Source organism: Bradyrhizobium sp. (genome assembly GCF_049581145.1).
In the GTDB taxonomy this organism is placed as follows: Bacteria; Pseudomonadota; Alphaproteobacteria; order Rhizobiales; family Xanthobacteraceae; genus Bradyrhizobium.
Genome location: NZ_JBAURI010000095.1, coordinates 1 through 11,825, shown reverse-complemented (window position 1 = coordinate 11,825; position 11,825 = coordinate 1). Strand labels below are relative to the sequence as shown.

The 11,825-nt window shown below is 63.2% G+C and carries 12 protein-coding genes; all 12 read left to right on the top strand.

Features of this window, described 5'->3' with window-relative positions:
- Positions 1 to 222, top strand: a 222-nt coding sequence (locus tag WCB02_RS03005; protein WP_423956223.1) for an FCD domain-containing protein, incomplete at its 5' end; no start/stop codon positions are given.
- A 68-nt stretch (positions 223 to 290) separates the two neighbouring features.
- Entirely contained in the window at positions 291 to 1,292 is a 1,002-nt protein-coding gene (locus WCB02_RS03000; protein WP_423956221.1) for a TRAP transporter substrate-binding protein, read from the top strand.
- A gap of 41 nt (positions 1,293 to 1,333) precedes the next feature.
- Positions 1,334 to 1,849 (top strand): TRAP transporter small permease, encoded by a 516-nt coding sequence (locus WCB02_RS02995; RefSeq protein ID WP_423956219.1) that lies wholly within the window; start codon positions 1,334 to 1,336, stop codon positions 1,847 to 1,849.
- 9 nt (positions 1,850 to 1,858) lie between these two features.
- Positions 1,859 to 3,148: a TRAP transporter large permease gene (locus WCB02_RS02990; protein WP_423956217.1), complete on the top strand. Its 1,290-nt coding sequence runs from the start codon at positions 1,859 to 1,861 to the stop codon at positions 3,146 to 3,148.
- Positions 3,149 to 3,185: 37 nt separating this feature from the next.
- Positions 3,186 to 3,872 (top strand): cyclase family protein, encoded by a 687-nt coding sequence (locus WCB02_RS02985; RefSeq protein ID WP_423956215.1) that lies wholly within the window; start codon positions 3,186 to 3,188, stop codon positions 3,870 to 3,872.
- A 29-nt stretch (positions 3,873 to 3,901) separates the two neighbouring features.
- Positions 3,902 to 4,927, top strand: coding sequence for a Bug family tripartite tricarboxylate transporter substrate binding protein (locus tag WCB02_RS02980; RefSeq protein WP_423956213.1), 1,026 nt, complete (start codon positions 3,902 to 3,904; stop codon positions 4,925 to 4,927).
- A 105-nt stretch (positions 4,928 to 5,032) separates the two neighbouring features.
- On the top strand, positions 5,033 to 6,127 hold the full coding sequence (locus tag WCB02_RS02975; RefSeq protein WP_423956210.1) for an amidohydrolase family protein: 1,095 nt from the start codon (positions 5,033 to 5,035) through the stop codon (positions 6,125 to 6,127).
- A 48-nt stretch (positions 6,128 to 6,175) separates the two neighbouring features.
- Positions 6,176 to 6,952, top strand: a complete 777-nt coding sequence (locus tag WCB02_RS02970; RefSeq protein WP_423956207.1) for a cyclase family protein — start codon at positions 6,176 to 6,178, stop codon at positions 6,950 to 6,952.
- A 187-nt stretch (positions 6,953 to 7,139) separates the two neighbouring features.
- On the top strand, positions 7,140 to 8,357 hold the full coding sequence (locus WCB02_RS02965; protein ID WP_423956226.1) for an ABC transporter substrate-binding protein: 1,218 nt from the start codon (positions 7,140 to 7,142) through the stop codon (positions 8,355 to 8,357).
- 94 nt (positions 8,358 to 8,451) lie between these two features.
- Positions 8,452 to 9,333: a branched-chain amino acid ABC transporter permease gene (locus WCB02_RS02960; RefSeq protein ID WP_423956205.1), complete on the top strand. Its 882-nt coding sequence runs from the start codon at positions 8,452 to 8,454 to the stop codon at positions 9,331 to 9,333.
- A complete protein-coding gene (locus tag WCB02_RS02955; protein WP_423956203.1) occupies positions 9,330 to 10,256 on the top strand; it encodes a branched-chain amino acid ABC transporter permease in 927 nt (308 codons plus the stop codon). The genes WCB02_RS02960 and WCB02_RS02955 overlap by 4 nt, the downstream gene beginning before the upstream one ends.
- On the top strand, positions 10,253 to 11,731 hold the full coding sequence (locus WCB02_RS02950) for an ATP-binding cassette domain-containing protein (protein WP_423956201.1): 1,479 nt from the start codon (positions 10,253 to 10,255) through the stop codon (positions 11,729 to 11,731). Before WCB02_RS02955 ends, WCB02_RS02950 begins: the two co-directional genes overlap by 4 nt.
- Positions 11,732 to 11,825: the final 94 nt, after the last annotated feature.

The window sequence follows — 11,825 nt, the reverse complement described above, 5'->3', positions numbered from 1 at the left end:
CAGCAGGTCAAGGTTCATGTCGACCGCTTTCGCAGGCTGACGCTGCCGCAGACCGGGCGGATGACGCAGGTGATCGCCGAACATGCGGCGATCCTGGACGCGATCAAAGCCCATGATCCGGCCGGCGCGACCAGCGCCATGGCACGACATCTCGAACGGCTGCTCGGCGATATCTCAGCCACCCAGACGACCAATCCGGAATATTTCGACATGGACCGGTAAGGTGCGACGAAACGCGACCGAGAACAAAGTCGCGAACCAATAGAAACAGGACGCAAGGGAGGATTTGCATGAAACGCCGCGAATTCATCAAGCTTGGCGCCGGCCTCGGCGCTGCCGCCGCCAGCCTGCCACGGCTTTCACCGGCAGCCGCGCAGGCGAAGGTCGTCTTCAAGGCCTCCGACGTGCAACCGGCGGGCTACCCGACGGTGGTGGCGACGGAAAACTTCGGCAACAAGCTGGCGGCCGCGACCGGCGGGCGGCTTTCGGTCGAGATGTTTGCCGCATCCGTGCTGGGCGGCGAGAAGGAGACTATCGAGCAGACCCAGATCGGCGCGCTGCAGGTGTTGCGGGTCAGCGTCGGCGCGCTCGGACCGATCGTCGACGACATCAACGTCATCAACATGCCCTTCCTGTTCAAGAGCAAGGCGCATGCGGAAAAGATGATGGACGGCGAGATCGGACAGCAGCTGCTCGACAGGGTCAACGCCAACGGCAATGCCGGACTGATGGCGCTGTGCTGGATGAATTCGGGCGCGCGCAGCGTCTACAATACCAAACGGCCGGTCAAATCAATCGACGACCTCAAGGGCCTGAAGATCCGCGTCATCGGCAATCCGATCTTTATCGACATGATGAACGCGCTGGGCGGCAACGGCATCGCGATGGGCTATGACCAGGTCTTCAGCGCGTTGCAGACCGGCGTGATCGACGGCGCCGAGAACAATCCGCCGAGCTATGTCTTCAGCAACCACTACACGGCGGCGAAGTACTATTCGCTGACCGAGCATCTCATCATTCCCGAAGTGCTGGTGTTCTCCAAGAAGGCGTGGACGGCGCTCTCGCCCGACGACCAGAACCTGATCAGGAAGTTTGCCCGCGAGGCCCAATTCGAGGAGCGCGAACTCTGGAACAAGTACGAGCAGCTCGCGATGGACAAGGCCAAGGCCGCCGGTTGCGAGATCATCGAGATCGCCGACAAGACGCCGTTCCAGAACGCGGTGAAACCGGTGTGGGACAAATACGGCCCGAAATACCAGGACATGATCCAGCGCATCCAGGCTTTGGCCTAGACGCGCGCCGGGCGTTTTGGACGAAATCGGGAGCTGCCGACATGACCGGATTGTTTCGCCGCACGATGGACTGGCTCTACCTCGCCTGCGTGATCGTCGGCGGCAGCGCGTTGGTCCTGATAGCAGCCGTCATCCCCTATGCGGTGTTCACCCGCTATGTGCTGAACAGCGCGGCTTCCTGGCCGGAGCCGCTGGCGATCCTCTTGACCATCGTGCTGACCTTCGTCGGCGCCGCCGCCGCCTACCGGTTCAACCTGCATATGAACGTGTCCTATTTCGCCAACCAGCTGCCGCAGCCCTGGCGGAAAGGGCTCGATCTCGTCGTCCAGCTCCTGATGGCGCTGATAGCGAGCTTCATGATCGTCTGGGGCGAGCGCCTGGTCGAGGTGACCTGGCACAACTCGATCGCCGATTTTCCACAGCTGTCGGTCGGCGTCACCTATCTGCCGATCCCGATTGGCGGCGCCTGCCTGCTGCTCTTCATCGTCGAGCGCATCCTGCTCGGGCTGCCGCCCGACCCGATCGCGCAAACCGGCGAAGCCATGCCGTTCGACTGAAGGTGACCCATGGATATTTTCGTTCTGCTCGCGACGATGGCGGTGTGCTTCGTCATCGGCATGCCGATCGCCTATGCGCTGGCGCTCGCCGCGATCGCCGGCGCGCTCTGGATCGGGATTCCGCTGGAAGCCTTGATGCTGAAGATCTCCGACGGCGTCAGCAAGGTGGCGATGCTGACCATCCCGTTCTTCGTGCTGGCTGGCGCGATCATGGCGGAAGGCGGCATGGCGCGGCGGCTGGTCGCCTTTGCCGACGTGCTGGTCGGATTGACGCGGCTGCGCGGCGGGCTCTCCATCGTCAACGTGCTGGCGACGACGTTCCTGAGCGGAATCTCGGGCTCAGCCGTCGCCGACACCTCGGCGATCGGCTCGGTGATGATCCCGCAGATGGAGAAGAACGGCTATCCCCGGGTGTTCGCGACCAATCTCACCATCACCTCGTCGGTGCAGGCCTTGCTGGTGCCGCCGAGCCACAACGCGGTGCTGTATTCGCTGGCCACCGGCGGCACGATTTCGATCAGCGCGCTGTTCATGGCCGGCGTGTTTCCCGGCCTGCTGCTCGGCCTCTCGCTGGTGGTGCTCTGCGTCGTGATTGCCTATCGCGAAGGCCATCCAATGGGCCAGACCGTGCCGGCCAAGGATGCGGTGAGGATCACGATCGATGCCGCCTGGGGACTGGTCACGCTGGTCATCATTCTCGGCGGCATCCTGGGCGGCGTGTTCACCGCGATCGAGGCCGGCGCGGTCGCCTGCCTCTGGGCGTTCTTCGTCACCATGTTCGTCTATCGCGACTATCGCTGGCGCGACCTGCCGGTGCTGCTGCATCGCACCCTGCGCACGGTTGCGATGGTGCTGACCTTGATCGCCTGCGCCTCGGCCGTGGGCTACATCATGGCGCTGACGCAGATGCCCGCCAAGATGACGGCCTTCTTCCTGTCGATCTCCGCCAACAAATACGTCATCCTGTTGCTGATCAACATCCTGCTTTTGGTGCTTGGCACGCTGGTCGACATGGCGCCCTCGATCCTGATCGCCACGCCGATCCTGTTGCCGGTGATGCAGAATTTCGGCGTCAACCCGGTTCACTTCGGCATGATCATGCTGCTCAATCTCGGCATCGGATTGTGCCATCCGCCGGTCGGATCGATCCTGTTCGTCGGTTGCGCGGTCGGCAGGGTGTCGATCGAACAGGTGATGCGCAAGATCTGGCCGTTCTATGCGGTGATGTTCCTGGTGCTGATGGCCGTCACCTATGTTCCTGAAATATCGCTCTGGCTGCCGCGGCACGCCTTGCGATAAATGCTGACGACGGTCCCTTTCCGGAAAGAAACCTGACATGAAAATCGTCGACCTGAGCCGCGAACTCCATCACCGCACCCCGACCTATCCGGGCCATCCTCCCGTGATCCACGGCGTGTGGAAGAGCCACGAGGACGCACTGGCCGATTCCGGCAATGTTTACGGGCTGTCGTCGATGTTCATCTCGATGCCTGATCACGCGGGCACCCACATCGATGCGCCCCGGCATTTCGGCAAAAGCGGCATCCCGATCAACCAATACCCGCTGGAGAACTGCATCGTGCCGGGCATCTGCATCGATCTGCGGCATATTGCGCCAAAGGCAGAGATCACGCCGTCCGATCTCGAGGCCGCGGTGAAGCAGGCGGGCGTTGCGGTCCCGAAGGGCGGCACCGTGCTGCTCTGTACCGGCCACCATGAGCGCAGCTTTCCGCGCAAGGAATACGCAACCGACAATTCCGGCGTGAACGTCGCCGCAACGGAATGGCTGGCAGCACAAGGCATCGTGCATTTCGGCATCGATTCGATGCGGCCCGGCCCGATGAACGACGTGAACCTGATGGTTCACAAGGCCTGCCTCGACCTCGATATCACCCACATCGAGAGCCTGTGCAACCTGGAAGCGCTGCTCGGACAGGGTCTATTCACGTTCATCGGCCTGCCGATGAAGATGCGCGACGGCACCGCGTCCCCGATCCGGGCGGTCGCGGTGTTCGATATCTGAGCGAGAGTCACGATGGCGGGAGCGAGGCGATGATCGACGACAAAACAGGCGACCGGCAACCTGGTGGTCCCTCCCGCCGCATCATGCTGCGCTCCGCTTGCGCGCTTGCCGGCACGGCAGCAGCCTCCAGCCTCGGCATCCGGCGGGCGCACGCGGCCGGCTATCCCGATCATCCCATCAAGATCACCGTCCCGTTCGCACCGGCCGGACCGACCGACATCATGGCGCGCATTCTCGCCACCCATCTGGGAGAAGCGCTGCCTGGCAACGTCATCGTCGAGAACCGGGCCGGCGCCGGCGGCAATATCGGGATCGGACTCGCGGCCCGCGCCGAACCGGATGGCTATGCACTGCTGGTCACGTCGAGCGCCTATGTCGTCAATCCGAGCCTGTATGCCAAGATTCCCTACGAACCCGCTAAGGATTTCGCGCCGATCGCCGAGCTTGCGACTTCGCCGAACGTGATCCTGGTCGATCCCAAGCTCGGCATCAATTCGCTTGCCGGCCTCATCGCGCGCGCCAAGGCGAAGCCGAACGAGTTGAACTATGCCAGTCCCGGCGTCGGTACCACGCCGCATCTGTCCGGCGAACTGCTCAAGATCGTGGCCGGCGTCGAGATCACCCACGTGCCGTTTTCCGGCGCGGGTCCGGCGGTCCAGGCGCTGCTCGGCGGCACCACGCAACTCGCGGTCGTCGCCTTGCCGCCGGCGCGTCCGCAGATCGAAGCCGGCACGGTGAAGGCCTTGGCGGTGACCGGCGCACGGCGCTGGTTCGATCTGCCGGACGTACCGACCATGGTCGAACTCGGCTACAAGGATTTCATCACCGATACCTTCCAGGGCTTTCTCGCGCCCGCCAAGACGTCTCCGGAGATTGTCGCGCTGCTGGCAGCCAAGTCCATCGAGATCCTGACGACGCCCAAAATCGTCGAGCAATTGCGCAACGACGGCTTCGAGGTCATCGCCAACGGGCCCGACGGCCTCAAGAAGCGCATCGACGACGAGGTGCCGAAATGGCGCGGGGTGATCAGCAAGGCCGGCATCAAACCGGTGTGATCGCATCGCCATTGCACCGCGCGTGAGCGGCAGCTTGGCTTGATTACAGGCCGCGGCATGGCCTACGCTACTCTCATAAGAACAATTATCTGGGAGGAACCTGCCATGACGACACGTCGTGACTTTCTGAAAACCGGTGCCGCCGCCGCAGGCGGCATCGTGTTCTGCAGCTGCGGCCTTCCGCGCGGCGCGCGGGCCCAGCCGGCCCGGCAGACGCTTCCCGTCATGGTCGGCGGCAAGCGGGTCAAGTCCATCGACGTGCACTGCCATTGCCACTTCCACGAAGCCGGCGCGCTGCTCGGCGCCGATGCCGCCAGGCTGCAATTGCCGCCCGTGAACGGCGCGGAGGAGGCCTTCATCGCGATCGACAAGCGGCTTGCGGTCATGGACTCCCAGGCCATCGACATGGAAGTGCTGTCGATCAACCCGTTCTGGTACGATCGCGACCGCGACCTCGCCGGCCAGATCGTCAAGCTCCAGAACGAGAAGCTTGCCGAGCTGTGCGCATCGAAGCCGGACCGCTTTGCGGCCTTCGCCTCGCTCACCCTGCAGGCGCCGGACCTCGCGGTTGAGGAGCTCGAGACCGCGGTGAAGAAGCAGGGGCTGAAGGGCGCGGCGATCGGCGACAGCGTCCATGGGGTGGAGTTCTCCGATCCGAAATTCCACCCGGTCTGGGCGAAAGCGGAAGAACTCGCGGTGCCCTTGTTCATCCATCCCCAGGGCATGCCGGAACTGAGCAAGCGGTTGGCCGGAAACGGCTGGCTCGCCAACACCATCGGCAATCCGCTCGGCACCACGATCGCGCTCTCCCACTTGATCTTCGAAGGCACGTTCGATCGCTTTCCGGGGCTGAAGGTGATTGCCGCCCACGGCGGCGGCTACCTCGCCTCCTATGCCGATCGTTCCGACCATGCCTGCCTGGTCGGCCCCAAAGGCTGCAATCCCGACATCAAGCTCAAGAAGGCCCCGACCGAATACCTGAAGCAGATCTATTTCGACTCCTTGATCTTCACACCGGAGGCGATCCGCCATCTGGTAGCCCAGGTCGGCGCCAGCCAGGTCGTAATCGGCAGCGACTATCCGTATCCCTGGGAGATGCATCCGGTGGATCCGATCCTGGCCACGACGACGCTCAGCGACGACGAAAAAGCCGATATCATCGGTCGTACCGCAGCGAAACTGTTCAATGTCTCGGCCTGACCATCCAACGCTCAATGACAGAAAAACAATGACCCCGGAGGAAGCGCAATGGCGCGCAGACTGATCGATATTTCCGTGCCATTGCAGAATGACGTTCCAGCCGACCCGCCCGGCATCAATCCGGTCATTCAGTACCACGATCACCAGCAGAGCCTGCCACGCATGCTCGGTTTCTTCCCGGGCCTGAGGGCTGAGGACCTGCCGGAAGGACAGGGCTGGGCGATGGAGACCGTCCAGCTCTCGACCCATAATGGGACGCATCTCGATGCGCCCTACCATTATCACCCAACCATGAATCGCGGCCAACTCGCCTGGACGATCGACGAAGTCCCGCTCGAGTGGTGCCTGCAGCCGGGCGTGAAGCTCGATTTCCGGCACTTGCCCGACGGCTACGTTGCAACCGCTCGGGACGTGGAAAACGAGCTCAAGCGCATCGGCCATACGCTTTCGCCATTGGAGATCGTCGTGGTCAACACCTCGGCCGGCGCGAAATACGGCCGGCCGGACTACGTCAATTCCGGCTGCGGCATGGGCTATGAGGCCACGATGTATCTTTTGGAGCGCGGGGTGCGGCTGACCGGTATCGACGGCTGGAGCTGGGATGCGCCGTTCGTCTACACGGCGAAGAAATATGCCGAGACCAGGGATGCCAGCCTGATCTGGGAAGGTCACAAGGCCGGCCGGCACATCGGCTATTGCCACATCGAGAAGCTGCACAATCTGGAGCTCCTGCCGTCGAGCGGCTTCATGGTGTCGTGCTTTCCGGTCAAGATCGAACGCGCCTCGGCCGGCTGGACCCGGGCGGTGGCGATCCTCGACGGATGAGGCCGCCCCTCCCGCCGCGCGCGTCTGCCCAGATCGTAACCATCGACTTTAGTTTCTGCCGGCCGGCCGAAATAATGCGCGGTTTCGCTTGCTGAGACCGTGCGCACCGTTAAAATGGTCGCAAGGCAGTGAAAAGACCTGATAAGTGGAGAGAAACAAGATGAACCGGACGCCTGTTTTCTGGTCAATGCGCGGGTTGCTGGGAGCGACCGCCCTCAGCCTTCTGGCATGCTCCCCGGCATTCGCCGCGGATCCCATCAAGATCGGCGTCATCGCGGAGGCCCAGGCGATCGCCGGCGCCTCGATCCCGCAGGCAGCCCAGATGGCCGCCGACGAAATCAACGCCAAGGGCGGCGTCGACGGGCGTCAGGTCGAGATCATCACCTACGACAATCACTCCTCGTCCGCCGATTCGGTTCGCGCCTTCCAGCGCGCGGTCAATGAGGACAAGGTCAACATCGTCATCGCAAGCTATATCAGCGAAGTCGTGCTGGCCCTGGAACCCTGGGCCTCGCGCCTGAAGACACCCTTCATCACGCCGGGCGCTGCCTCCAACGAGATCAGCAAGAGCGTGCACGCCGATTACGAGAAGAACAAATACACTTTCCACGGCTATCTGACGTCGGCCGCGCTGGCGCAGTCGGTGTGCGACGCCGGCAAGGATCTTCTCGTGGACGAGAAGCACATGAAGTCTGCGGTCATCATGAGCGAGGACGCCGCCTGGACCACGCCGCTCGACGTCGGCTACCAGGAATGCCTGCCGAAGATCGGCATGAAGGTGCTGGACCACATCCGCTTTTCGCCCGATACCACCGACTTCACGCCGATCTTCAACAAGATCGAGGCGGCCAAGCCCGACGTGATCATCACCGGCATCTCGCATGTCGGCGTGCAGCCGACGGTGCAGTGGAAGAACCAGGAGGTCCCGATCCCGATGTTCGGGATCGCCTCGCAGGCGACCAACTCGACGTTCGGCAAGGACACCAATGACGCGGCGAACGGCGTGCTCTATCAGGGCGTTTCCGGGCCCGGTGTGGCCGTGACGCCGAAATCGATTCCGTTCGCCGAAGGATTCAAGACCAAATTCGGCAACTATCCGTCCTACGCCGGCTATACCGCTTATGACGAAGTCTATTACATCGCCGACGCGGTCAAGCGCGGCGGTTCGACCGACGCCGACAAGCTGGTCGATGCGCTGGAAAAGACCGACTGGGTCGGCACCATCGGCCGCGTTCAGTTCTACGGCAAGGACGATCCCTTCACCCACTCGATCAAATACGGCAAGGGCCTGGTTACCGGGCTGATGCTGCAGTGGCAGGACGGCCAGCAGGTCGCAGTCTGGCCGAAGGACATTGCCAAGGCCCAGATGAAGTTCCCAAGCTTCATCAAGGTCACCTCGAACTGATACCCGAATGATGGAGCTCCCGGGTTTTCCGGGAGCTCCATTGTATTTGCGACATTGTGGAGTGAAGGCAGCGGTGCTGCCGCGGCCGAGATAGATGCTTGCTTTTCAAATCCTGATCGACGGCTTTGCCGTCAGCGCCCTGTACGCGCTTGGAGCCACCGGCTTCACCCTGATCTTCGGCGTCTCCGGCGTGCTCAATCTGTCGCATGGCGCCATCATGGTGCTTGCGGCGGTCGCGGCTTGGGCCGCGGCCAGCATGTTGCACACCGGCACCTACACCGGCGCACTGATCGGAGTCGCGGTCGCGCTTGTGGCTGCGTTTGCGACATATTTCGCGGTGGTGCAGCCGATCCAGAAATCCAGGCGCATTCCCAATGAGGAGAAAGAGATCTTCGTCCTCACCGGCACACTGCTATGGGGGATCATGATCCAGGAGCTGATCGCCTATTTCTTCACCAACAACGCCAAAACCGTACTGCCGATCGTTGATGGCGTGGTCGATCTCCTCGGCGTGCGGACGCCAAAGAACGAGATCTTCACCGCCGTGGTCTGCTGCCTGGTGATCGGCCTCTTGTGGCTGCTGGTGAACCGCACCCGCACCGGCAAGGCGGTGCTGGCGGCTTCGATGAATCCGCGCGGCGTCACGCTGCTCGGGCTCGAACTGACCAATATCTACGTCGTGGTGTGGGCGATCTACGGCGTACTCGCCGGCATCGCCGGCGTGCTGCTCGGCATGTTCCTGGGCGTCAGTTCCTACAGCGTCGGTCCGCTGACCGCGAGCGCGTTCTCGATCGTCGTGCTGGGTGGCCTCGGCAGCGTGTCCGGCTCGCTGATTGCGGCCTTTGTGGTCGGATATCTGGAGACGCTGACCGCCTATCTGATCTCGCCGGCCTATCGCACCATTCCGGCGCTCCTGCTGCTCGTCATTGTCATGTATATCCGGCCGCAGGGCCTGCTCGGGAGGCGACGAGGGTGACCGGTTTCTTCAAATCGCGGCTGTTCCTGATCTCGACTGGAATCGTGATCCTGGCGGCGACACTGCCGCTCTATGTCTCCGGCTATGTGCTGGGCTTGCTGACGGTCGCCTATTACTTCGGCGTCTTCGCGATGTCCTGGGACCTCCTGTTCGGATTCGCCGGCGAGGTGAATTTCGGCCCGACCTTCCTGATCGGCGTCGGCGCCTACACCGCCGGCATCCTCAACAATCTTTATGGGTGGTCGGTCTATCTCTGCATCGTGCTCGGCGCGCTCGCCTCCGTCGTCGCCGGTTTCGTGCTGGCGCTGCCTGCGCTTCGGGTTCGCGGCCCCTATTTCGGCCTCACCACGCTGGTCGCGGTCCTGATGCTGCAGAATTTCGTGGTGGTGTTCGCCGGGCTGACCGGCGGCGAAATCGGCCTGACGATCCCCGACGTCATCACGATCAACGCCAATGCCAATTACTGGATCGCCCTTGGTTTCATGACCGTGAGCGCCGCGATCCTTTACGGCCTGTCGCAATCGCCGCTCGGCCTGGTGCTGCAGGCAAGCGGCCAGGATCCGGTGCAGGCCGGCGCGCTCGGCTTCAACATCGTCAAGCACAAGCTGTTCGCCTTCATCGTCAGCGCGTTCTTCTCCGGCCTCTCCGGCGCGCTGCTGGTGTTCTATTTCGGCACGGCCTCGGTCGGGACCGTGGTCGACGTCGCCGTCGGCGTCAACGTCATCGTGGCGGCGGTGCTGGGCGGCCGGCGCACCGTGCTGGGCGGGGCCCTTGGCGCGATCTTCCTGATCGTCGCGAGCGAATTCCTGCGCCCGACCGGGGAGCTTGCGACCTTCATAGTCTCCCTGGTCGCCCTGCTGGTCGTGCTGTTCTTCCCCGGTGGCTTCCTGGGGGCAGCCCTCTCGCGCGAGGCGCGCTCATGAGCGGGGCCCGCACCGACGCGACACTGCAGGTCCACGGCCTGGTCAAGCGCTTCGGCGGTCTGACCGCAGTGAAGAACCTGAGCTTCGATCTGCGCGCCGGCGAAATCTTCGGCCTGATCGGGCCGAACGGCTCCGGCAAGTCGACCGCGATGAAATCGATCATGGGCATCGAACGGCCCACCGCGGGCGAGGTCATCTTCCAGGGCGAGAATGTCGCAGGCCTTCCCGCGCACAAGATCGCGCGCAAGGGGTTTGGCATGGTGTTTCAGCACTCCCGACCGCTGAACCGGCAGACCGTGCTGGAAAACATCATGGTGGCGCTGTTGCCCGACAGCCTGTTGATGCTGTTTCCCGACAAGGCCTTGACCGAGCGCGCCGAATGGATCGCCACGCGCGTTGGGCTCGCCGCGGTGATGGATCGCCGGCCGCCGACCCTGCCGTTCGCCGACCTGCGCCGGCTCGAACTGGCGAAAGCGATCGCGCGCGACCCCAAGGTGGTCCTGGTCGACGAACCCTTCGCCGGGCTGACGCTCGCCGAGGTCGGGATCTTTTCCGAGTTGATCCGCAGTTTCCGCGACGAGGGCCGCGCGGTGCTGCTGGTCGACCACAACGTCAAGAGCGTGGCCGCGCTGGTCGACCGCGTGCTGGCGATGTATCTCGGCGAAGAGATCGTCACCGGCCGCGCCGACGAGGTAATGCGCAACGAAACGGTGCGGCGGGTCTATCTCGGCGGCGCCATCGAGACCTCGGCCCGTCCCGAGACCAGCTTCAAGGACAAGGTCCCGGCACTGCGGGTCGAGAACATCAGCGTCTACTACGGCAAGGCGCAGGCGCTGGAAAATGTGTCCATCCATATTCATCATGGCGAGTTCGTCTCGGTCGTGGGTCTGAACGGCGCCGGCAAGACCACGCTGTTCAACGCAATCTCGGGCTTTTTGCCCTATACCGGCGACATCGTGCGCGACGGCGAGAAACTGCGCGGCACCAGCCCTGCGCGCATCGCCCGCTCCGGCATCGTGCAGTGCCCGGAATCCCGGGAACTGTTCGGCGAGATGAGCGTGCGGGAGAATCTCGATCTCGGCGGACAGCATTTTTCCGACGAAGCCAGGGACAAGCAGCTGGCCTGGCTGTTCGAGCTGTTTCCCATCCTCAAGGCGCGCCAGGACCAGCTGGCGCAGACGCTGTCGGGCGGCGAGCAGCAGATGCTGGCGATCGGGCGCGCGCTGATGATGCAGCCGAAGATCCTGATTCTCGATGAGCCGACGCTCGGCCTCGCCCCCGTCATTCTCGAACAATTGTCGAAGGCGCTGGAGAAATTGCGGCAGACCACCCCGATCACGGTGCTGCTGGGCGAGCAGAACGTCACCTTCGCCCTGCCCCATGCCGACCGGGTCTATGTGCTGGAGCATGCGCGGATCGTCTGGGAAGGCGATCCCGGCCGCTTCGCCGCCGAGGCCGGCGAAGGCTATCTCTGAAAAGGCTGTCTCTCTAGAAGCCGTCTCGGAAGCTGCCCGGATCGAACTTCCCAACACGACGCAGCCGGAGACCTCAAAGCGTCATCGCACATCG

Excerpts from the sequence above, each read along its gene's own strand:
- WCB02_RS03000 (WP_423956221.1), top strand. The coding sequence starts at position 291 with ATGAAACGCCGCGAATTCATCAAGCTTGGCGCCGGCCTCGGCGCTGCC.
- WCB02_RS02995 (WP_423956219.1), top strand. The coding sequence starts at position 1,334 with ATGACCGGATTGTTTCGCCGCACGATGGACTGGCTCTACCTCGCCTGC.
- WCB02_RS02990 (WP_423956217.1), top strand. The coding sequence starts at position 1,859 with ATGGATATTTTCGTTCTGCTCGCGACGATGGCGGTGTGCTTCGTCATC.
- WCB02_RS02985 (WP_423956215.1), top strand. The coding sequence starts at position 3,186 with ATGAAAATCGTCGACCTGAGCCGCGAACTCCATCACCGCACCCCGACC.
- WCB02_RS02980 (WP_423956213.1), top strand. The coding sequence starts at position 3,902 with ATGATCGACGACAAAACAGGCGACCGGCAACCTGGTGGTCCCTCCCGC.
- WCB02_RS02975 (WP_423956210.1), top strand. The coding sequence starts at position 5,033 with ATGACGACACGTCGTGACTTTCTGAAAACCGGTGCCGCCGCCGCAGGC.
- WCB02_RS02970 (WP_423956207.1), top strand. The coding sequence starts at position 6,176 with ATGGCGCGCAGACTGATCGATATTTCCGTGCCATTGCAGAATGACGTT.
- WCB02_RS02965 (WP_423956226.1), top strand. The coding sequence starts at position 7,140 with ATGCGCGGGTTGCTGGGAGCGACCGCCCTCAGCCTTCTGGCATGCTCC.
- WCB02_RS02960 (WP_423956205.1), top strand. The coding sequence starts at position 8,452 with ATGCTTGCTTTTCAAATCCTGATCGACGGCTTTGCCGTCAGCGCCCTG.
- WCB02_RS02950 (WP_423956201.1), top strand. The coding sequence starts at position 10,253 with ATGAGCGGGGCCCGCACCGACGCGACACTGCAGGTCCACGGCCTGGTC.